Source organism: Achromobacter sp. 1012554356, from assembly GCF_059760815.1.
This window is the reverse complement of sequence record NZ_JCBANC010000022.1, coordinates 43436-64143: the sequence shown is the minus strand read 5'-3', so window position 1 is coordinate 64143 and position 20708 is coordinate 43436. Positions and strand designations below refer to the sequence as shown.

Here is a 20708-nt window from a genome sequence, read left to right as displayed (position 1 = left end):
GTCTTGATTTATGCCAAGGACGAATTCTGGCCGCTCGAGTATGCGCCTTACAAATACTAAAAAGGCATAAGTAAATTCCCTAAATGCGAATGACCTCGCATATTTAATTACCGCGAGTTATTTCAAGGGGTTAGGGTAAATCCGGAGGGGAGCCGCCTACGCGGCTCCGCGTGAGCTTGACCCTTACTCGGGCTGAATGTTGGCGTCCTTCATCACTTTGATCCAGCGCGCGCTTTCGGCCAGATTGAAGGTCTCGGCTTCCTGGTAGCTCATCGTGCTGGGCAGCGTGCCCTGTGATTTCAGCGCCTCGACCACCTTGGGCGACTTCGAGGCCTGCACCATGACCGCGTTCAGTTTGGCGATGATGGGTTCGGGCGTGTCCTTGGGTACCCACATGCCGTACCACGTGACGATGTCGAAATCGGGGAGGACGCTTTCGGCGATGGTGGGCACGTTGGGCAGGTCCGCCAGCCGGGCCTTCGTTGTGACGGCCAGCGGAACGACCTTGCCGCTCTGGATCAGAGGCAGGGCGGGAGCAAGCGGTGCGTACATCAGATCGACATGGCCGCCTGCAACGTCGGTCAAGGCCGGGCTGCTGCCGCGGTAGCCCACATGCGAGATGGACGACTTGGTGGACGAATTGATCAACTCTCCCGCCAGATGGGGCAGGGTGGCGACACCGGGCGACGCGAAGGTCAGCGTGCCGGGCTGCGCGCGCGCATGGTCAATAAGGTCGGCGAAAGTCTTGAACTTGGACGTGGGCGGAACGACGGCCACCATCGGTACCGTGCCCAGCACACCCACCATCCGGAAATCTTTGATCGGATCGAAGCTCAGGCTTTTGAACTGGGCAGGATAGATGCCTTGGACCGACGGGTTCATCAACAGCGTGTAACCGTCTGCCGGCGCCTTGGCGACTTGAGCGGCGCCAATGGTGCCACTGGCGCCCGCGCGGGTTTCTATGACCAGCGGCTGGCCCAGGATCTCGCCCATCTGCACGGCGACGACGCGGCCGACGACGTCGGTCGGACCGCCCGCCGCCCACGGCATGATCACGCGTATCGGCTTGTCGGGATAGCTGCCGTGGGCGAGGGCCCCGCCGACAGGCAGGGTGGCGACGAGGGCCGAGCAGGCCGCGGTAAGAAAGCTGCGCTTATTCATCTACTGTCTTCTCCTACAAAGGTGAGGTTGGCCGAGGGCAGGGCGGCGTGCAACAGTGCCTTGACCTCTTCCAGCTGTTTTCCAGTGGTGGCTTCGTTCTTGAGCATGCGGCCCAGGGGGCCGGCCACCACGATGGCAAAGGGTTGTTCGTATGCCCGGAATCCGAGGGAGATGGACATCACGTCTTCGACGTTCTCGCCGACCGAGCGCTGCCAGCCGCGCGCCACGCCCGCCCGCAGATCGCTATCGAAAGCGGCGCGAGTCGTGATGGTGCTGTCAGTGAAAGCGGTGAATCCGCCATAAGCCTTGAACCATTTCTGGCGTTCTTCAGGCGACAGCACGGAGAGCAGCGCCTTGCCCGAACTGGTCGCGTGGACAGCCTTGAAGCCGCCAGGCTGGTGCGAGAAACGGATCGTCTGCTTGGATTCCGCCACGATCAGGTACACGACCTTGTCGTCTGCCAGCTTGGCCAGCAGGGCGGTTTCACCGGTCAGGTCGCGCACCCGCTCCAGTACGGGTTCGATCACGTCATTCAGCGGATCGTTGCGGCAGATCAGGGTGGCGACGTGGATCAGCTTTTGGGTCGGGTAATAGCCGTGCTTCTTGCCGATTTCATACAGATAGCCGCGCGCCACCATGGTCTTGAGCAGGCCATGGCAACTGGACAGGGGAATCTGCATCTGTGCGGCGATCTCGCTGTACAGCAATGGCTTCTGCTCCTCGGCAAAGAGGTTCAGCACATCCAGAACTCGAGCTGCTGTTTTCACATCCATGATGCTAGTATCCTATACATGATAAATTTACGTCAATCCGCTTTCAACGCCAAGGAGTTGCGACGCATGAGATGGTTGAGCCGTCCCGAAGGATCGAACTGGGGGGACTTCGGTCCTGACGATCAGCGCGGTTGCCTGAATTACATCACTCCCGCAAACGTGCTGAAGGGCATAAGCGAAGTGAAGGCGGGCCTGAGTTTCTGCCTGTCGCTGCCGCTGGACTATCCGGGCGGCAACGGCGTCAATGTCCGGCGCCATCCGCCCAAGCTGCGCCCCACCGAAAGAGACGGCGACCAATACATGAATTTCCCGCTCGGCCGGTTGCGGCCGGGATGTGTGGATGTGCTCAGCGACGACATCGTCGAAATGAGCTTGCAGTATTCGACTCAATGGGATTCGCTGGCGCACGTGGGCGCGCTATTCGACGCCAATGGCGACGGTCTGCCGGAACGCGTCTACTACAACGGCTTCCGGCCCAACGAACATGTGGTCGGACCGGTGGACTACGACGTGCTTAACGGTTTCGCGAAGACAGACTTGCGCCAAGGAGCCGCCTCCAACGCCAAGAAGCTGGACATCACGCATCTGGCGGAATCCTGCCTGCAAAGCCGCGGCGTCATGGTGGATCTGGCCAGGCACTACGGCCGCGCGCAGAAATCGGTGGGTTATGACGACCTGATGCGCATCCTTGAGACGGACAAGATCGAGATCGAGCAGGGCGACATCGTGCTCTTTCATACGGAGTTCGGCGACGCCTTGCTGGAGAAGCAACGCGAGCCCGACCCACATACGCTGCATGAGATCTGCGCCGGGTTGGACGGCAGCGACGAGAAACTGCTGCAGTGGATCACGGACGCGAAAGTCGCGGCCATGGCGTCCGACAACCACGCGCTGGAGATCTATCCCACCCAGAAACCCAACGCCTGCTGCGCGGCGCTGCCGCTGCACCACCATTGCATCTTCAAGCTCGGCATGCCAATTGGCGAGATGTGGTACCTGGGCAAACTCGCGCGCTGGCTTGAAGCCAACGGCCGTAACCGCTTCCTGCTGACGGCCCCGCCCTTGAACCTGCCGGGCGCGGTCGGATCGCCGGCCACACCTGTGGCAACCGTGTAAAAGGGGCTCCGGGTCTTGCCTTATCTTGGGCTAGCGAGCAAGTCCCGCCCCTTTTCGGTCAGCACCACCACGGCCTCGCCGCGTACCGTGCTTTCGCCTGGTGACATATCGACGAGGCCATTCGTCGTGGCGTCTTCCCATGCGGACAGCCGGGGGCAATTGGTGCGCCATGCCTCCATGGTCTCGGCATAGGTGCGCGGCCGCGCGGCGATCCACAGCAGGAACTGCACCAGGTTGCCCATCTGTGATGCGCCGGCCTCGATGTCTATTTCTGGTTTTTCAGGCATGGGACGCCTCCGTTGCAGGGCCAGGATTGCGTCTTGACGATACTCCCGCGCGCGCCGCCGCTCCAGCGCTATCTAGGCGCCATCCCTTTGCGCAGCCGGTTGGAGGGTTCCATTAGCGCGTCCTTCATATCGTCGCGCTCCAGCACGCACGGTTCGTGTTGCAGGTCGCGCATGAAGTCGTCGTAGAGCTCGCCGGTAATTCCGGCCGGGCGCTTGAAGTCGCCGGATAGCTGATAGGCGCGAAGCAGGATCGAACGCAGCCGCTTGACCTCCCAGAGCAGGGCGATCACATCGGGGTTCCAGGGCTGACGTTCGCGGATGAAGCGCAGGTCGGCGTGAGAGAGCGGGTTTTTGAACGGCATGGTGGAATACACTGTTTATTTATCCAGTATAGTCCGCCAGGATTGAAGACAGGCGTCGGTGTTTTCAGCAATGGCGTCCCGTGAACGGGAGCCAGGTAACTCTGCAATACCGAATGTGAGAATTGTTGAACCTTGCTCGTACTTTCGTCCGTACCATCCCCTGAAAGCAAAATGAAAGGGGATGGAAACAATGCTGTGCGGCCAATGCGCGGCCATCACCGTGGACCAGGCGGGGGCGCCGGGGCATGACAATCTGATCAGCCTGGGCTATGTCCGGTCGTTGCCGCTGGCGCAACGCGGCATCACGCACGAGGCGTTCACTTGCGGCGAGTGCGGCGCCAACTGGGATTACCTGCACGACCGGCGCAACCTTGCGTCGGGTTGGACGCGCTGTGATCGCACCACGCCCGTCTCGCAACAGAGGATTGATCCGCCGGCGGTGGAGGCGGCCTGAAGAACGGCCTGAAGAACGGTCAGATGAGCCGTTTGAAAAACGGCCTGCCGGTCAATCCGGCAGGCCGCCCTTGCATCTGTAGTCAGCGGCCCGCCTTACACCACGCGCGTATGCACCTGGCCTTCACGGAACCACGAATCCAGGTTCGCGCGCATCAGGTCCGCCATGGCGCGGCGCGTTTCGTGGGTGCCGCTGGCGATGTGCGGCAGCATCACCACGTTGTCCATGGCGTTCAATTCCGGGGGCGTGGCGGGTTCGTGTTCGAACACGTCCAGGCCGGCGCCGGCGATGCGCTTGTTTTGCAGCGCCGCCACCAGCGCGGCTTCATCGACCACTGTGCCGCGCGCGATATTGATCAGCCAGCCCTCGGCGCCCAGCGCATCCAGCACCTGCGCGTTCACCATGTGCCGCGTCGCGCCGCCGCCCGGCACGGCCAGCACCAGAAAGTCGCACTGCGAGGCCAGCTCGACGATGTCCGGGCAATAGCGGTAGCCCTCGGGCGCGTCGGGGCGCGGCTTGCGGTTGGTGTACAGGATATCCATGTCGAAGGCCTGCGCGCGGCGGGCGATCTGCAGGCCGATGTTGCCCAGCCCGACGATGCCGCAGCGCTTGCCGGTCATGCGCGAACCCAGGCCGAATCCTTCGGTGGGCCAGCGGCCGGCGCGCACGAAGCGATCAGCCTCCGCGATGCGGCGCGAGACGGCCAGCATCAGCGCCAATGCCGTGTCGGCAACGCAGGCGTCGAGCACGCCCGGCGTGTTGGTGACCACGACATTGCGCGCCTCGGCCGCCGCGATGTCGATGGTGTCGTAACCCACGCCAAAACTGAAGATGCCTTCCAACGCGGGCAAGGCGTCGATCAATTCCTTCGTCGCGCCAAAGCGGCCGCTGGTGGCGATGCCGCGAATGGCGGCGCCATGTTCGCGCAGCAGCAGCGCCGGGTCCTGGGCCTCCCAGAGGCGATGAACGCGGTAGCGCGATTCCAGGTCGGCCACCAGATCGGGCAGCAGGGGGCCGACCATCAGCAGATCGGCGGCGGAAGCGGGAAGGGATGCAGTCATGGATACGGCTTATATAAGTAAGAAGGAAAGGCCCGCCGAGGCGGGCCGGGACCGGAATCAGTTGGTCTGGATATTGCGGGACTTGATTATCTGCCCATAACGTTCGCGCTCGCTAGCGGCCAGATCCTGCAGCTCCTTCGGCGTCGAACCGTGGGCCACGGCGCCTTGCGATTCGAGCTTGGCCTTGACTGCGGGATCGGCGGCCACGGCGCGGATTGCCTCTGACAGCTTGTCGATCACGGCCTGCGGCGTGCCGGCCGGCGCCAGCACCGCCGTCCACGAGCCGCTCTGCGCGTTCTTCACGCCAGCTTCGTCAATGGTGGGCACGTCCGGCATGGCGGGCGAGCGCGCCGCGCCCGTTACGGCCAGCGCGCGCAGCTTGCCGGCCGTGACGTACGGCATGGTCTCCAGGACGGACGCGAAAAGCATGTCGACGCGGCCGGCCATCAGATCGGTCATCGCCGGGCCGCCGCCCTTGTAGGGCACGTGCACCAGATCCACGCCGGTGGCTTCCTGGAAGATTTCGCCGGACAGGTGGGGGGCGCCGCCCGTGCCCGAACTGGCAAACGTGTGCTTGCCGGGCTGGGATTTGGTCAGCGTGACCAGTTCCGCGACGTTCTTGGCCGGCAGGCTGGCGGGCACCACCAGCACGAACGGCAGGTCCGAAAACAGCGACACGGGCGCAAACGCCTTGACCGGGTCTGAATGCAGCTTGTAGATCCAGGGGTTGATCGCCAGCATGCCCGAGTTTGCGAACAGCAGCGTGTAGCCATCGGGCTGCGAACGGGCCACGAGGTCGGCGGCGATCTGGCCGCCGGCGCCCGGGCGGTTGTCCACCACCACCGACGACGAGAATTTTTCACCCAGGGCCGCAGCCAGCAGGCGCGCCGAGATGTCGGTGCCGCCGCCAGGCGAGAAGGGGACGATGAGATTGATCGGGCGTTCCGGATAGCCTGCGGCGCTGGCCGCGTGCGGCACGGCGGCGGTGGCGGCCAGGGCCAGCGCCGCGGCGAGGAGCCGGACGCGGATCCGGGCGGTGTTCTTTGTCTCCATGGATTTTCTCTTTTATGGCGTTGATGGCGGCGGGGCCGCAAAAAATGGTGCTGCGGGGTAAGGCTCCTGATGCTTCGCGGGCTGGAATCCAGCCCTGCAGCCGAGTATAGGGATGCCTGTCCATGGATAGCCGTTCGAGCTATAAATAGCATCAATCAATTCAAGGATTGAATCGATGGAATTTCGTCAGCTCGAGTGTTTCATTGCGGTTGCCGAGGAATTGCACTTCGGCCGCGCCGCCGAACGCCTGTGCATGACGCAGCCGCCGCTGTCGCGCCAGATCCAGTTGCTGGAGCAGGACCTGGGCGTGACCCTGTTCGAGCGCAACAGCCGGCAGGTCGTACTGAGCGCCGCGGGCCGGCGCTTTCTGCGCGATGCCCGCCACCTGCTGGAGTTTTCGGCGCAGGCCGCCGCCACCGCGCGCCGTACATCCGGGGGCGAAGCCGGCCACATCAAACTGGGCTTTACGGCCGTGGCCTCGTATCGCCTGATGCCGTCGCTGATCATGCAGGCGCGCAAGCTGCTGCCGGGCGTGGAGATCCAGTTGCGCGAAACCGTGACGACCGAATTGAGCCGCCTGTTGCTGGCCCACGAACTGGACGCCATTCTGGCGCGCAGCGTGCCGCAGCAGGCAGGTATCGAGTCGCGCCTGCTTGAACGCGAACCGCTGGTGCTGGCGCTGCCCGCCGATTCGCCCTTGTGCGAGCACGCCACGGTGCCGCTGCGTCTGCTGCAGGGGCAGCCGTTTGTGCTGTATTCGCCTCGGGAAGGTAAGTACTTCTACGACCGCATCGTGGGCGCTTTCGGCCTGGCGGATGTGCAGCCGCAGTATGTGCAGCGCGCCGGGCAGACGCACACGTTGCTGGCGCTGGTGCGGGCCGGGCTGGGCGTGGGCCTCGTGCCGGATTCCGCGCGCGAGCTGCGTTTTGAAGGTGTCGTGTTCCGGCCGATCGGCCAGCGCGATCTCTACGCGGACATGTACCTCGCCTGGCACGCGCAGCACGACAACCCGGCACTGGATGCGTTTCTGCAGCGCGTGGCCAAGCGGAACAGCCCGGAAACTGCCGGAAGCCGAGGACAGGCGTGAGCCAGACTTCTATCTAGCGGCGCTTGGGGCGGTTCGGCGCAGACAGCGGCGCGCCGACGTGGCTGGCCAACCAGTGTTCGATCTTGTCGTCCCGGCGGGCGGCCCAATCCTTGCCGATTTCCAGAATGAGCAGGTTGCGCGTGTCGCCATAATCCTGGCCCGGAGCCTTCTGGAACATCTCGCGCCAGATCTCGGAGGCGACCAGTTCCGTCGTCACCAGCACACCGATTCCCTTCGCGTCGATCCACAAAGGCGCGGCGCGCTCATCCACGTGCGTCTTGATGTTTTCCAGGATTTTTTGCGCGAGCGCGGCGTTGTCTTTGGATGCCGCGATCAGGACCAGATACTGCCGATGGTCGCTGGACGGCTCGTCGGAATCGCCAAACGGATTTTCCATGATGCTTTCCTTTCGGGTGAATGTTGCCCGACAGACTGTAGTTCATTGGACAAGCGGGGCGGCGTAATGGGCCTGGAAATCCGTCCTTATCCCCCCGTCCGGGCCGGCGCGGACGCTTTGGTCCTCCAACTGCTGCGCCTGGGTCGAGCACGCGCTAAGCACCAGTCTGCACCCGGAACCCGTCTGGTCGCGGCATAACCCCAGGCTGTAATCGCCGGTCCGCTGTCGGTCCCACGCCTTGTCGCCGATGGCGACGATGTGCTGCGCGCCGTTCGCGGCCACCGCCACGCATTGGTTCCTGAAGCTGGCATACACCGCGCAGGTGGCCCGGGGCTCATCTTCCCGGCAAGCGGTGAGCGCGCTGCGGCGGGCCGCGGCGTCGGTGCCATACAGGATCGAGGCGTAGTAGCGATAGGTTGAAGAGACGATCAAGGCGCCGTACAGGTCGGGCGGAACCGGCTGGGCGATGGCCGCCGCGGAGCAGGCAATTGACATGAGCAATCCCGATGCAAGGCGTGGCGCCATGGAAATCCCCTGGGGTTCACGACGACGGTAGCGGAGCTCAGTCCGCCTTGCCAGCGTCAATAAGACCGGCACCCTAAGACCAGCACCCGCTGACCAGGCAGATCTATCAAGTTGAAACATCCATAGACCATCCAAGTGGATGGTTTATGATTCGATCCATGCCGCCTCGCACCTCTCAACTCGCCTCCACCCCCAAGCCTGCGGACGAAAAAATCACCATCAACCTGGGTTATGTCGACCTGGGTCAGATTGATTTGCTCGTCCAGGAAGGGTTCTACGCCAACCGCACGGATCTCATCCGCACGGCCATCCGCAATCAACTTGCCACCCACGGCGACGCCGTACGCCAGGCCGTCAGCCGCAAGACGCTTGTGCTCGGCATCCAGCACTACACCGCCCAGGATTTGCTTGCGGTCCAGGCGGCGGGCGAAATGCTTCAGATCCGGGTGCTGGGCCTGGCAACCATCGCCTCAGACGTCACGCCCGAGCTTGCGCTCGCCACGATCGAATCCCTGACGGTACTGGGGGCGCTGCATGCCAGCCCCGCCGTCAAAGCCGCCCTGCGTCAGCGCATCCGCTGATCCTCGCGGCGCAAAAAAAAGGTCACCTCATGCACCCTGACTTTCAGCACCTCATGCACCGGGCTACCCAGCTCACCCAGGCCGGCGATCTATCGGCGGCAACTGCCGCCATCCAGGCCGCCCTGCGGGGCGGGCTGGCCGCCGCGCCGCGCCGGCAGGACGATGCCGACGTCATCGACGTTGAAGCCTGGGAGGTTCCGGATCCTGCCCGGGCCTCCGACGCGACGCCGCACGTTGCCGGCGACGCTGCGCAGCCCGTCCCGAAACCCGCCGTTGCGGGCGATACGTTCACTGCGGGAACATTCCGCAATTCGTCCGGGCAGCGCGGCTACAAGCTGTATGTGCCGCCCAACCCGGATGGCGCGCCGCGTCCGCTGGTCGTCATGCTGCACGGCTGCACGCAGGACGCCGACGATTTCGCGGCGGGCACCGCCATGAATGCGGCCGCGCGCGAGCAGGGCTTTCATGTGCTGTATCCCATCCAATCGCGCGACGCGAATCCGCAGAAGTGCTGGAACTGGTTCAAGCACAACCACCAGCAGCAAGGCCGGGGCGAGCCATCTATCCTGGCCGGTATGACGCGCGAGGTCATCGCCGCCCACAACATTGATCCCACGCGCGTGTATGTCGCGGGCCTGTCGGCGGGCGGGGCCATGGCAGCAATTCTGGCGGGCGCCTATCCTGAGCTGTATGCGGCGGCAGGCGTGCATTCGGGGCTGGCTGCGGGCGCGGCGTCGGATCTGCCGTCAGCGCTGTCCGCCATGAAGGGCGTGGGCCTGAAAACCGCCGCTCCGGCCAGCCACGGCGTGCCTGTCATCGTCTTTCATGGCGACCGCGACGCCACCGTGCATCCCGCCAATGCCGACAGCGTGATCGCGGCCAGCGTGAGGCCCGGCGTGCGTGTCGAAACCGTTCGCGTGGCGGGCGCCGGCGGCAAGCGCGACAGCACCCGCCACGTGTACCGCGACGCCGCGGGCAACATCGTTGCCGAACGCTGGGATGTCCACGGCGCCGGCCATGCCTGGGCAGGCGGATCGGATCAAGGGTCCTACACGGATCGGACCGGGCCGGATGCGACGGCCGAGATGCTGCGATTCTTCTTCGCGCGCACGTCGCGCGCTCGGTGATTCGTTCACGTTCAAGCGCGGTCATGGCGGCTTGGATCATGGCCGATGTAGTATCGGCCGTGATTCCCTTGCATGCGACCCCACCTCAACGCGCCGCTAGCCGGCGAATGGAGCACCGTGAAAATCGTCAGAATCATCGAAGACATGCGTCAAGGCGACCAGGAACAGACCCGCGCGCATGAATCCCCGACCGAGGGCGACCTGCTCGCCGCCCTGGACAGGCTGGATGGCGCGGTCTTCAGTTCGACCGCCTTCGTGATTGACGACGACACGGTCATGTCGATCGGCGGTGGCGGCGACGGCGCCTATGTCGTGTTCATCTCATCCGGCGGCGACACGCGGATCCACACGCTGATCGACCCCGCCAAATCCGAGGATCACGACCAGGACCTGGTGGCGGGCGGCCAATCGGGCAGTTATCCGCAGTTCCAGTGCGTGGACCGTTCCAAGGCGGCGTCCGCACTGTTGTACTTTCACGCGCACGGCGCCGCGTCGCCGGATTTGAACTGGGCTAGCGAATAGCCACCGGCTTGCCGTAGAACACCCGCGCGCACAGCAGACCGGCGATAGCGGCGGGCAGGGCGCCCATGAACAGCGGAAATCCCAGCGCTGCCAACGACCTTTCGCGCATGCCGAACGTCAGCAAGAAGACAAAGGCATACGCCGCGCCAATGAGCCCCATGCGCAGGACGGCCAGCCAGGACGGCGCGACGGGCTTGAGCGCGCCCGCCGTCATCCCGCAAAAGAGCGCCGGCACGCCACCAAACAGATACGCCCACGGCAGCCCATAGAGACCGAACAGGAGCAGTTCCGGATCCTGGGCTCCGATGGATAGGGTCACGGCGATAAGCACCATGGCGACGGCCGGTCCCATGAATGCGAAGATCGCAGCGCCCGACAGCATGTCGCGCGACATGGCGCGGCCGGAGTCTTCAGGTCTGCGCTGCATGCGGCGGTAGACGGCAGCGGCCAGCGTAGACGCGAGAAGCAGGGCGCCAAAGATGTAGATCATCAGGTCAGTTCCGGTTGTTGGGGTGTAGAGGCTTTCGGGTGGCCGGCCTGCAGCTTGCGGATGTGCGTTCCGCAGGCGTGCGCCTCGCCGCCCGCATTGTGCGGGAATCGCGCCGCACGTGCGTCAAGGCATCTTTTTCTTGCCCAGCAACGTCAGCGTCAGGCTGCGGCCGGTGCGCATGAAGGGATACAGCGCCTTGGACAGGCAAGCGTTGCTGAAGATGGTGGCATTGAGCCGGTTGAACACATCGCTGCCCGTGCTGAGCAAAGCCAGCCGGTGGATGGCGTCCGCGCCCCAGTAGTCGCGGCCGTCCAGGTGCAAGAGCATGCCCTGGTTCAAGTCGTAGCCTTGCGCGCGATGGTGCGCGGCCAGGTCGGGATGGTCGCGCATGTTCAGCATGGCGATGGGCCCTGCGGCCTTGCGCAGCCGCATCATCCGCACGTAGTTCGAGCAGAACGGGCAATCGCCGTCATAAAGGAGGTAGTTTTCGTCGGACTGCATCGTCGGGATCCGTCGGTGTTTGCAGAAACATACCGCAAAAATCCGTTCGGGCGGTCCGCGGGCGGCAAACAGGGGGACGGCGCCTTCAGCCGCCCCGATGTCCGTGATAGCGCGGCGCCGCCACGGCGCGCGTGTTTTCCTTGTGCTGTGAACCGACCAGCGTCTTGCGCCGGGCCTCTTCGTGCTGGTGATCGGACTTTGCGCGCGCTTTGTCCGCAGGCGGCGGCGCATGCGTATCGGGCGCGGCGGCAGGGGCCGCGGGATGGGGATCGGAGCGGGAAGTTGTGGGCGTCATGATGCGTACCTGCAAAGGCAACGCGGCATATGCCGCGTTTTCACGTTACGCCCGCGTCTGGCGATTCTCCAGGCTTCAATTGCAACAGCGAGCGCGCGGATCAGGTCCGCGGCCGGCGGGCCGGCGATTCCCGGTCCTGGTTCCGCCATCCAGCGCGCAATTCGGCGATCCGGCGCAACGCGCGCTGCGACATCTTCCACCACCCGAATGGCCGCGGGTCCGCCAGCATGCTCATGGCCCGGGCGTAATCCAGAGTCAGGCCCGGGGTCCAAGCCATCGTGAGCGCACGCTTGCGGATTTGCGCGGCCACCCAAAGCTCAGGCGTCAGCAACAGCCGGATCAGCACCCGCCAGCCGGCCTCGCCGCCATGCAGGCGCCCCACAACTCCGTCAAGCGCGGCGTCCAGCGCCCGCGAAACGGTGCTTGAGCAGTTGCGGTGGGTGAGGTTGTAGGTGGCGTTCTTGCGGTACTCCTGCCAGAAGGCCGCCAGCTTGTCCGCGTCGTAGTTGCGGATCCGCACGCGCACGTTCGACGGGCACCAGGCGTTCGACTCGGTGGCGTAGTCGGGTTGATAGACCCCGGGAATGTCGTTGTCGGCCGTGGCGCGAAGCAGCGCGCCGAAGTCGTCGGGCGACCGGTCGATTTCTTCCTTTGGGTACAGGCTGATGTAGACGCCCTCAGGCGACTCCAGCGCCGCGTGGCCCGTGGAGATGACGCCGTTGACGTCGACTGCTGCGATGTAGCGGTCCACCAGCGGATAGCTGCGGGTCTGCGCCTTGGCGGAGCCCGATGGCGTCCAGACATGGACGGTCAGCGCGCGCTCGGAATCGGCGGGCGGGCCGTCCCAGATTTGAGGCGTGGCCTGTTCCGGCCCGGCAGGCGCGAAGCCCACCGACTGCGTGGCGGCAAAGGCGGGGTTGGAAGCCAGATGCCGGACGCGGCGTGCCAGCCACAGCAGCTTCGCGCCGGCGATGCCCAGGAACAGGCCAAGGCAATACGGCACGGTGCCGACGTAATTCGTGGGATAGGGCTGGAAGAAGAAGATCGCCAGCAGGATTTCCGCCACGCCGCCGGCAAACGCGTAGCGCCAGCGCTCGTAGCGCACGACGTACCCGGCGATGCATTGCAGCAACCCATCCACTAAGAACAGCGCGCCGAAGATCATCGACAGGACAAAGTGTCCGTGATGATGCCCCGCCAGAATCAGCCCGCCCGCCACGAGGACAAACAGACCTTTCGCATAGCGCAGCACGCGCTGCCCCCCGACGCCGCTGGAAGCGATCAGCAGCGTGCCCAGACCTTCGATGATGAAGAGAACGGCAAAGGCGTTGAGCGGAAAGTAGGGGGCGCCGTCCAGGGCATCGATGAACACGACGATACCGGCCACGAGGAACACCGCGCCCGCGATCGCCAGCGCGCGCCAGCGCTGCCGCAGGTAAGGGACGCCCAACAGAAGCAAGACCAACTGCGGCATGGCGGTGATCCCCGCAAAGTCGATAACGTATACACGAACATAAAAGCAGGCGGGCGCGTGCGTCAATGCGTGCCGGGTGGCCACGCCAGATTCAGCGCATGGCGGCGCACACCCTCCGGCCAGGCTCGACATGAATCGGTATGCAGTCCAGGCAAAAGTTCGCAGTCCGAAAATTGGGGCCCGATCAAGTGTCATAAATATCTACCCAGACCTATGGTTAACACCTAGTCAAAACATGCTGGCGGCGTATAATCTTGCTTTGCGCCCGGAGTTACCCATGCGTCTCGTTCAAAAAGCGCTCACCTTCGACGATGTGTTGTTGGTGCCTGCGTATTCCGAGGTGTTGCCGCGCGACACCTCCCTGGCCACGCGCCTGACTCGCAACATCAGCCTGAATATCCCGCTCGTGTCCGCCGCCATGGACACCGTCACCGAATCGCGTCTGGCCATCGCCATGGCGCAAGAAGGCGGCATCGGGATCATCCACAAGAATCTCTCCGCCGACGCCCAAGCGCGTGAAGTGGCTCGCGTCAAGCGCCACGAATTCGGCATCGTGATCGATCCGGTCACCGTCACCCCCCAGATGAAAGTGCGCGACGCCATTGCGTTGCAGCGCCAGCATGGCATCTCGGGCCTGCCGGTCGTCGAAGGCCGCAAGCTGGTCGGCATCGTCACCAACCGCGATCTGCGCTTCGAAGAAAACCTGGATCAGCCCCTGCGCAACATCATGACGCCGCAGGAACGCCTGGTCACCATGAAGGAAGGCGCCACGCTCGAAGAAGCGCAGGCCCTGATGCACAAGCACCGTCTGGAACGCGTGCTGATCGTGAACGACGGCTTTGAACTGCGTGGCCTGGCCACCGTCAAGGACATCGTCAAGAACACCGAGCACCCGATGGCCAGCAAGGACGGCCAAGGCCAGCTGCGCGTTGGCGCGGCCGTGGGCGTGGGCGGCAACACCGAAGAACGCGTGGAAAAGCTGGTTGCTGCTGGCGTCGACGTGCTCATCGTCGATACCGCGCACGGCCACTCCAAGGGCGTGCTCGAAGGCGTGCGCTGGGTCAAGCAGAACTACCCCAAGGTTGAAGTCATCGGCGGCAACATCGCTACCGCTGCCGCCGCGCGCGCGCTGGTCGAACATGGCGCCGACGGCGTCAAGGTCGGCATCGGCCCCGGCTCCATCTGCACCACGCGTATCGTGGCCGGCGTCGGCGTGCCGCAAATCCACGCCATCTCCGAAGTCGCCAAGGCGCTGGAAGGCACGGGCGTTCCGCTCATCGCCGACGGCGGCATCCGCTACTCGGGCGACGTCGCCAAGGCGCTGGCCGCCGGCGCGTTCTCGTGCATGATGGGCGGCATGTTCGCCGGCACCGAAGAAGCGCCCGGCGAAGTCGTGCTGTTCCAGGGCCGGTCGTACAAGTCGTACCGCGGCATGGGCAGCCTGGGCGCCATGACGGAAGGCTCGGCTGACCGCTACTTCCAGGACCCGGCCAACAACGCCGACAAGCTGGTCCCCGAAGGCATCGAAGGCCGCGTCCCCTACAAGGGCAGCGTGCTCGCCATCATTTACCAACTGGTCGGCGGCATCCGCGCCTCCATGGGCTACTGCGGCGCGGCCACCATCGACGACATGCGCACCAAGACCGAGTTCGTGGAGATCACCTCCGCGGGTGTGCGCGAGTCCCACGTGCACGACGTGCAGATCACCAAGGAAGCGCCCAACTACCGCGCCGACTGATCCGCACAGTCAACTACAATGTCATGCATCACGCACCGGCAGATCCGCAAAGAACAGCGGGTCTGCCGGTGCGGTTTTATTTCCAACGGGTAGAGTCTCCATGCACCAGCGCATTCTTATCCTCGACTACGGTTCGCAAGTCACCCAGCTGATCGCCCGCCGCGTTCGCGAAGCCGGCGTCTATTCCGAAGTCCACCCTGGCGACGTCGACGACGCCTTCGTGCGCGAACAGAAGGCGCAGGGTCTGAAAGGCATCATCCTGTCCGGCAGTCACGCTTCGGCCTACGAAGAAGGCTCCATGCGCGTGCCGCACGCCGTGTTCGAGCTGGGCGTTCCCGTGCTGGGCATCTGTTACGGCATGCAGTCCATGGCGCAGCAACTGGGCGGCGTGGTCAGCTTCTCCGACCACCGCGAATTCGGCTACGCCGAAGTCCGCGCCCACGGCCATACCAAGCTGCTGGAAGGCCTGGAAGACTTCAGCACGCCCGAAGGCCACGGCATGCTCAAGGTCTGGATGAGCCACGGCGACAAGGTCACCGAACTGCCCCCGGGCTTCAAGCTGATGGCGTCCACGCCGTCCTGCCCCATCGCCGGCATGGCCGACGAAGACCGCCGCTTCTACGCCGTCCAGTTCCACCCCGAAGTCACGCACACCGTCCAGGGCAAGGCCATGCTGGCCCGCTTCGTGAACGAGATCTGCGAATGCACGGGCGACTGGAACATGCCCGACTACGTCTCTGAAGCCGTCGCCCGCATCCGCGAGCAGGTCGGCACCGACGAAGTCATTCTGGGCCTGTCCGGCGGCGTGGACTCCTCGGTTGCCGCCGCACTGATCCACAAGGCCATCGGCGACCAGCTCACCTGCGTCTTCGTCGACCACGGCCTGCTGCGTCTGGACGAAGGCAAACAGGTCATGCAGACCTTTGCCGAAAACATGGGCGTGAAGATCATTCACGTCGATGCCACCGCGCAATTCATGGGCAAACTGGCCGGCGTCGCCGACCCCGAAGCCAAGCGCAAGATCATCGGCCGCGAATTCGTCGAAGTCTTTCAGGAACAAGCCGGCAAGCAACAGAGCGCCAAGTGGCTGGCCCAGGGCACGATCTACCCCGACGTCATCGAATCCGCCGGCGCCAAGACTGGCAAGGCCACGTCGATCAAGTCGCACCACAACGTGGGCGGCCTGCCCGACACGCTGAACCTGCAACTTCTGGAACCCCTGCGCGAACTCTTCAAGGACGAAGTCCGCGAACTGGGCGTGGCACTGGGCCTGCCGCCGCAGATGGTGTACCGCCATCCGTTCCCGGGTCCGGGTCTGGGTGTGCGCATCCTGGGCGAAGTGAAGCATGAATATGCCGAACTGCTGCGCCGTGCCGATGCGATCTTTATTGAAGAGCTGCGCAATACCAAGGACGAGGCCAGCGGCCTGACCTGGTACGAGCTGACCTCGCAGGCATTTGCGGTTTTCCTGCCGGTGAAGTCGGTGGGCGTGATGGGCGACGGGCGTACGTATGAGTATGTCGTGGCGCTGCGCGCGGTGCAGACGTTTGACTTCATGACCGCTGATTGGGCACCGCTGCCGCATCCGTTGTTGGCTCGCGTTTCGTCGCGGATCATCAATGAAGTGCGCGGGATCAATCGGGTCGTGTACGACGTGTCGAGCAAGCCGCCGGCGACGATCGAGTGGGAGTGATCCTGCGGTAGCGGGTTTTGCAATGGCAAAAAAGGCGCTTCGGCGCCTTTTTTGTTGCCGCAAAATGATCGCGTTTACCAACCGAAGTAACCCAATGCGAAGCTGCGCGGTCCTGGTTCAAAGCTGCAGTTCGTATGCTTTTTTATTGGTGCCAGACCATTGATATACTGCCCGATCTCATTTAGGTAACAACCAACAGGAGATATCGGATGCGCTTAAAGGCCCTTGCACTTGGTTTGATGACTATTAGTGGTACGTCGTTGGCTGCACAGGACAGCACGCAAACCTTGCAGCATGCCTTGAAGCAAGTACCGCAGGTGGTGCTGAGCGCCCCTGAAGCGATACAGATATCTTTCCTGGACGTGCAGGCGTGGCGTGGCCTTGAAAAGTCCGGGCCCACAGCTGACGCCATGCGCCGTTTGTCCATTGCCCAGGCGATCAGTCCGCTTCAATCCATTGGCCACGGTCTGGATAAGTGGTCCGATAGCGCGCATATCCCTTTCGACGAGTTGTCCTATTTTGCCGGATTTGGCCAGTCGCCCGGCAATGTCACCTACTGGGGGCTGAAGGACAAACAAGCCACGGCGAAGTTTGTGGATCGCTTGATGCAGGCCGAGTTCAAACCGGTAAGTGGCGATGTGGCCGGCCTGATGGCGAATGGTGAAGCCAATAAGCCCGATCTGACCAAAGCCACCGGACAACAGCCATGGCGGGGCACGATGGGCATGCCGACATTTGTCTTGCCGCTTGATACGGCGTTGGTGCAGGCGGCAGGGCCGACGGGAATGAAGACGCTGTCTCAGACCGCGCCGTCCGTTGCGGACAGCGAGATCGTGGCGGCCGCCGTGGCCGGGTTGAAGGAAGCCGTGCCTGCGGATGGGGGGAAGATCGTGCAAGCGGCCGTCATCTCGCCGGTGTTTGGTCTGCAAGGGGTAGATCCGGCGAAGGTGTTGTCGGGTTCGCCCGGCGATCTGGATAGCGCGAAGCAGAAGCTTCAGGCGGCCGCGGCGTCCAGCGGGCGCGGCATTCCGCCTTACTTTGCGGGCATCATTGCGGATGTGCAGGTCAAGGATGTGCCGGCGGTTGTGATTGCTCTGACGTACGCAGATTGCGCCGTCGCCCAGCAGGCGGTCGATGGTGTTGGCGCTGCGTGGAAGCAGGGCATGGCGGCGGCGGTGCGGGCCGATGTGAAGGGTCGGACCGTTCAGGCGGGCAAGCTATGCGCGGCAGTCGTCGGCCTGACTGCTCCGAAAGCTGAGAATGCGGGCAACCCGATTCTTAGCCAGATCATGAACCGCTATATGCAGCGCGACGCTTCGATTCTGCAGATCGGTTCGTCGCAGCAGTAACCGGCCGACTTCCGAATCTGCGACTTGATGTGCAGGTTTGGCAGTCGCCGCACCAAGCATAGGGGGCAGGCGGCACGCCGTGTTGCTTGCACCCGCCCTGCGCTTCAGCAGTAATGCCAGCGGCCAGCTGGACTCCCGATGACGCAAGGCGCAATGAATGTCATGCGCCGGTTTCGCCGTCAGTGGGCGGGGCAAAGACCCTCGATGATTCGGCGTGCGTGAAGGATGAACGCCTCGGTTTCAATCGCATGCCGCTGCGCCAAATCGTCCGGCGCCTGCCCAAGATAAATCGCCCGCGCGTGACTGAGGATCGGCCGATACTGCGGTTCGATCCGCGCCAGCAGCCACGCCGCCGCGTCCGCCTTCGAAGCGATTTCTCCCGTCACGGCCGTGTACCAGATGCGCGCCAGCGCCAGGATGATGTTCCGCTCGTCGTCCGCCCAGTCCTCCGGCTGGTTCCACTGGGCAACCGTGTCGAGCAGCGCACGCGTGAGATCTTGGCGCGGCACGGCTTCAAAAAGCTGGTCGGCGGGCGGGCCGACGACCGGGATGCTGTGGCCCAACACCTTTGTCAGAACGATGGCGAGGTCGTGGTCTTGCATGGGCGGCTCCACGATGCCCGCCAGCAAATCCTCGCGTAGCCATTCGCCAAACTGCAGTTCGCGGCGGGCCGGGTGGCGCCAAGGCACGACATGCTGAAGCGTCATCACGGTGACTTCAAGCGCGCGCAAACTGGGCGACTGGCCCGGTGGCGCCGAGACCGTCAGCAGTTCTATCGCCAACGCACGGAGCGTGCCCGCGTCGGGCGACTCAGTCACGGTGACGAGCAGGTCGATATCGCTGTGAGGTTGCAACCCGCGGTCGACGGCGGAGCCGAACAGATGGATCGCGGCAAGGCGGGTTCCGAGATGGCGTTCGATGAGGCGTCTGGCGTCCTCGAGCTGCGTCGCGATTGCAAGGGGCGGGGCTTGGATCATGCAAGGATAATAGCCAAGCGTCGGGGCCTTGCGCCAGCCGGATCGTTACGGCGTGCGATTCGTATCCATAACAATCTTCATCGAAGCTTCATGACCAACTACCCCCAACTATTCAGTCTTCAAGGCAAGATCGCGGTCGTACTCGGTGCGGCTTCCGGCATTGGCCAAGCATCCGCGCACGCGCTGGGTGCGATGGGCGCCTACGTGATGTGCGCGGACCGCGACGAGGACGGCGCGCAGGCGACCGCGCAGCAGATCATCGACGGCGGCGGCGCGGCCGCCTGGATGCAGACCGATGCCGCCAGCGGCGAGTCCATCGCGCAGTTGGCCGCTAGAGTTCTGGACGAGCAAAAAAGGATCGACATCGCGGTTGCGACGCCGGCGCTGAACATCCGCAAGTTGATCGTCGATTACACGGAAGACGAGTTCGACCAGGTGGTGAACCTGAACCTGCGCGGCGCCTTTCACTTCATGCGCCACTTCGGCCGGCCGATGATGAAGCAGGGCGCGGGCAGCATGATCCTGTGTTCGTCGATGCGCGCCGTGACGATCGAGCCGGGGCTGGGCATCTATGCCGCCACCAAGGCGGGCATCGAGCAGATGGTGAAGGCGTTTGCGGCTGAGGTCGGCAGCTACGGCGTGCGCGTCAATGCGGTGATGCCGAGCATCATCGAGACCCGTCTGACCGAGCCACTGAAGGAACGTCCCGAGATCTACAACACCTACGCCGGCCATACGGTATTGAACCGCTGGGGCCAGCCTTCCGAGGTGGGCGCTGCGGTGGCGTTCCTGGCGTCGGATGCCGCGAGCTATATCTCGGGCAGCAGCCTGGCGGTGGATGCGGGATGGACGGCGATCGACGGACCGCCCACGGGGCTGACGCAGACGCGGCCGTCTGCATAATCGCGGTGGCGCTTGTTGGCGTTACGATTGTGAGCCTTTAGTTCTGTCGCACGCCGGCCTGACTGGCCGGTATGCCGCTACCGACTTTCAACGCCTGGCCGTTCAGACGCGCGAGGCCTTGCCCGGAGAATGCTCACGTGATGACGTTTGAATCGCAGAAGGGAAAATACTTCGTCCTTAGCGCAAGCCACTGGGGCGATGGCATTGGCCCGGGCCTGGTAATCGCCAACGAGGAAAAGCTGATTCGGCCCGGCATGTACACGATGGAAGCGCCCGACGGCGATCCTTCGCAATATTGCGAACGGCCGCACATCGTCCATGTGCTGGAAAAAGGCGGGGCGCTTCGACAATTCGAGCAGTGGTGCGGCATCTGGATCGTCTCGGAGCCGTTGAGGCAGGTCTTCGAATCCGTCGATCCCGAGGCCTTTGTATTCAGCGCTTGCGACTATACGCAGGCCGACGGCTCGCCGGGACCGCAATACTATTTTTGCAATGTGATGCGCACGCTCGACGCGCTGGATGTGGACGCGTCGCGGGTCAAGAAAAAGTACGACCGGAATTTCCTGACCGGCGAAGACGAGCTGTATTACAGCGTCGTGGGCGGCGCCAATCTCGTATTTCGAGACGAGCGCGTCGGCAATGCGCACATATTCCGCCAGACGCTGATGTCGATCGACCCGGTGGTCGACCGGGAGATGTATGACGCGCTGTGTGCCGCGGATTTGGATGGCGTGCGGCTGCGTGACGCGGCGGATTTGTGATTGCAACTGCCGTCCGGCGAG

The 20708-nt window shown here is 63.9% G+C and carries 24 protein-coding genes; 11 read left to right on the top strand and 13 right to left on the bottom strand.

Going from position 1 to position 20708, the window contains the following annotated elements:
* Positions 1–183: 183 nt before the first annotated feature.
* Both AC6LJW_RS13735 and AC6LJW_RS13730 read right to left on the bottom strand, forming a co-directional pair.
* Positions 184–1161 (bottom strand): Bug family tripartite tricarboxylate transporter substrate binding protein, encoded by a 978-nt coding sequence (locus tag AC6LJW_RS13735; RefSeq protein WP_056562091.1) that lies wholly within the window; start codon positions 1159–1161, stop codon positions 184–186.
* Complete coding sequence (locus tag AC6LJW_RS13730; protein ID WP_056562088.1) at positions 1158–1934, bottom strand: IclR family transcriptional regulator; 777 nt, start codon at positions 1932–1934, stop codon at positions 1158–1160. Before AC6LJW_RS13730 ends, AC6LJW_RS13735 begins: the two co-directional genes overlap by 4 nt.
* Positions 1935–2000: 66 nt before the next feature.
* Between AC6LJW_RS13730 and AC6LJW_RS13725 the strand changes: the two genes are divergently transcribed.
* Positions 2001–3050, top strand: a complete 1050-nt coding sequence (locus tag AC6LJW_RS13725) for a cyclase family protein (RefSeq protein ID WP_427984351.1) — start codon at positions 2001–2003, stop codon at positions 3048–3050.
* 20 nt (positions 3051–3070) lie between these two features.
* Here AC6LJW_RS13725 and AC6LJW_RS13720 read toward each other — a convergent pair whose 3' ends face one another.
* Together AC6LJW_RS13720 and AC6LJW_RS13715 are read right to left on the bottom strand one after the other, a co-directional pair.
* Positions 3071–3337 carry a hypothetical protein gene (locus AC6LJW_RS13720; protein WP_235512063.1) on the bottom strand — a complete coding sequence of 89 codons (267 nt, stop codon included), beginning with the start codon at positions 3335–3337 and terminating at the stop codon, positions 3071–3073.
* A 68-nt stretch (positions 3338–3405) separates the two neighbouring features.
* The gene (locus AC6LJW_RS13715; RefSeq protein ID WP_056566639.1) at positions 3406–3699 is read right to left on the bottom strand and encodes a hypothetical protein; all 294 of its coding nucleotides are present in this window, start codon (positions 3697–3699) and stop codon (positions 3406–3408) included.
* A 181-nt stretch (positions 3700–3880) separates the two neighbouring features.
* On the opposite strand from AC6LJW_RS13715, the gene AC6LJW_RS13710 reads away from it, so the two are divergent.
* Positions 3881–4153: a hypothetical protein gene (locus tag AC6LJW_RS13710; protein ID WP_498087559.1), complete on the top strand. Its 273-nt coding sequence runs from the start codon at positions 3881–3883 to the stop codon at positions 4151–4153.
* A 95-nt stretch (positions 4154–4248) separates the two neighbouring features.
* Here the strand turns inward: AC6LJW_RS13710 and AC6LJW_RS13705 are convergent, their stop codons facing one another.
* Both AC6LJW_RS13705 and AC6LJW_RS13700 read right to left on the bottom strand, forming a co-directional pair.
* A complete protein-coding gene (locus AC6LJW_RS13705; RefSeq protein ID WP_056562076.1) occupies positions 4249–5214 on the bottom strand; it encodes a 2-hydroxyacid dehydrogenase in 966 nt (321 codons plus the stop codon).
* A 57-nt stretch (positions 5215–5271) separates the two neighbouring features.
* Positions 5272–6267 (bottom strand): Bug family tripartite tricarboxylate transporter substrate binding protein, encoded by a 996-nt coding sequence (locus AC6LJW_RS13700; protein ID WP_056562074.1) that lies wholly within the window; start codon positions 6265–6267, stop codon positions 5272–5274.
* A gap of 175 nt (positions 6268–6442) precedes the next feature.
* Here AC6LJW_RS13700 and AC6LJW_RS13695 point away from each other — a divergent pair, with 175 nt between their 5' ends.
* Positions 6443–7354 (top strand): LysR family transcriptional regulator, encoded by a 912-nt coding sequence (locus tag AC6LJW_RS13695; RefSeq protein ID WP_498087558.1) that lies wholly within the window; start codon positions 6443–6445, stop codon positions 7352–7354.
* A gap of 13 nt (positions 7355–7367) precedes the next feature.
* Here AC6LJW_RS13695 and AC6LJW_RS13690 read toward each other — a convergent pair whose 3' ends face one another.
* Positions 7368–7751 carry a hypothetical protein gene (locus AC6LJW_RS13690; RefSeq protein WP_056562068.1) on the bottom strand — a complete coding sequence of 128 codons (384 nt, stop codon included), beginning with the start codon at positions 7749–7751 and terminating at the stop codon, positions 7368–7370.
* Positions 7752–7793: 42 nt separating this feature from the next.
* The gene (locus tag AC6LJW_RS13685; RefSeq protein ID WP_162253553.1) at positions 7794–8246 is read right to left on the bottom strand and encodes a DUF4189 domain-containing protein; all 453 of its coding nucleotides are present in this window, start codon (positions 8244–8246) and stop codon (positions 7794–7796) included.
* A gap of 188 nt (positions 8247–8434) precedes the next feature.
* Here AC6LJW_RS13685 and AC6LJW_RS13680 point away from each other — a divergent pair, with 188 nt between their 5' ends.
* The 3 genes from AC6LJW_RS13680 to AC6LJW_RS13670 all read left to right on the top strand — a co-directional run bounded on the left by AC6LJW_RS13680 (position 8435) and on the right by AC6LJW_RS13670 (position 10506).
* On the top strand, positions 8435–8857 hold the full coding sequence (locus AC6LJW_RS13680) for a ribbon-helix-helix domain-containing protein (protein WP_056562063.1): 423 nt from the start codon (positions 8435–8437) through the stop codon (positions 8855–8857).
* Between the two features lie 29 nt (positions 8858–8886).
* Positions 8887–9984, top strand: coding sequence for an extracellular catalytic domain type 1 short-chain-length polyhydroxyalkanoate depolymerase (locus AC6LJW_RS13675; RefSeq protein ID WP_498087557.1), 1098 nt, complete (start codon positions 8887–8889; stop codon positions 9982–9984).
* Between the two features lie 117 nt (positions 9985–10101).
* Positions 10102–10506, top strand: a complete 405-nt coding sequence (locus AC6LJW_RS13670; protein WP_056566636.1) for an Imm1 family immunity protein — start codon at positions 10102–10104, stop codon at positions 10504–10506.
* Here the strand turns inward: AC6LJW_RS13670 and AC6LJW_RS13665 are convergent.
* The 4 genes from AC6LJW_RS13665 to AC6LJW_RS13650 all read right to left on the bottom strand — a co-directional run bounded on the left by AC6LJW_RS13665 (position 10496) and on the right by AC6LJW_RS13650 (position 13266).
* Complete coding sequence (locus AC6LJW_RS13665; protein WP_498087556.1) at positions 10496–10996, bottom strand: hypothetical protein; 501 nt, start codon at positions 10994–10996, stop codon at positions 10496–10498. The two genes, AC6LJW_RS13670 and AC6LJW_RS13665, sit on opposite strands and share 11 nt — an antisense overlap.
* A 123-nt stretch (positions 10997–11119) precedes the next feature.
* Positions 11120–11497, bottom strand: a complete 378-nt coding sequence (locus AC6LJW_RS13660; RefSeq protein WP_056562054.1) for a DCC1-like thiol-disulfide oxidoreductase family protein — start codon at positions 11495–11497, stop codon at positions 11120–11122.
* An 85-nt stretch (positions 11498–11582) separates the two neighbouring features.
* A complete protein-coding gene (locus AC6LJW_RS13655) occupies positions 11583–11792 on the bottom strand; it encodes a hypothetical protein (protein WP_498087555.1) in 210 nt (69 codons plus the stop codon).
* A 100-nt stretch (positions 11793–11892) separates the two neighbouring features.
* A complete protein-coding gene (locus AC6LJW_RS13650) occupies positions 11893–13266 on the bottom strand; it encodes an HdeD family acid-resistance protein (protein ID WP_498087554.1) in 1374 nt (457 codons plus the stop codon).
* Between the two features lie 277 nt (positions 13267–13543).
* Between AC6LJW_RS13650 and guaB the strand changes: the two genes are divergently transcribed.
* The 3 genes from guaB to AC6LJW_RS13635 all read left to right on the top strand — a co-directional run bounded on the left by guaB (position 13544) and on the right by AC6LJW_RS13635 (position 18046).
* Positions 13544–15004: an IMP dehydrogenase gene (gene guaB / locus AC6LJW_RS13645; RefSeq protein ID WP_056562050.1), complete on the top strand. Its 1461-nt coding sequence runs from the start codon at positions 13544–13546 to the stop codon at positions 15002–15004.
* A gap of 100 nt (positions 15005–15104) precedes the next feature.
* Entirely contained in the window at positions 15105–16697 is a 1593-nt protein-coding gene (guaA, locus tag AC6LJW_RS13640; protein WP_056562047.1) for a glutamine-hydrolyzing GMP synthase, read from the top strand.
* A 209-nt stretch (positions 16698–16906) separates the two neighbouring features.
* The gene (locus tag AC6LJW_RS13635; RefSeq protein ID WP_498087553.1) at positions 16907–18046 is read left to right on the top strand and encodes a hypothetical protein; all 1140 of its coding nucleotides are present in this window, start codon (positions 16907–16909) and stop codon (positions 18044–18046) included.
* A gap of 179 nt (positions 18047–18225) precedes the next feature.
* Here the strand turns inward: AC6LJW_RS13635 and AC6LJW_RS13630 are convergent, their stop codons facing one another.
* On the bottom strand, positions 18226–19023 hold the full coding sequence (locus AC6LJW_RS13630; RefSeq protein WP_498087552.1) for an aminoglycoside adenylyltransferase family protein: 798 nt from the start codon (positions 19021–19023) through the stop codon (positions 18226–18228).
* Positions 19024–19113: 90 nt separating this feature from the next.
* Between AC6LJW_RS13630 and AC6LJW_RS13625 the strand changes: the two genes are divergently transcribed.
* Positions 19114–19926, top strand: a complete 813-nt coding sequence (locus tag AC6LJW_RS13625; protein ID WP_498087551.1) for an SDR family NAD(P)-dependent oxidoreductase — start codon at positions 19114–19116, stop codon at positions 19924–19926.
* A gap of 71 nt (positions 19927–19997) precedes the next feature.
* Complete coding sequence (locus AC6LJW_RS13620; RefSeq protein ID WP_498087550.1) at positions 19998–20687, top strand: imm11 family protein; 690 nt, start codon at positions 19998–20000, stop codon at positions 20685–20687.
* Positions 20688–20708: the final 21 nt, after the last annotated feature.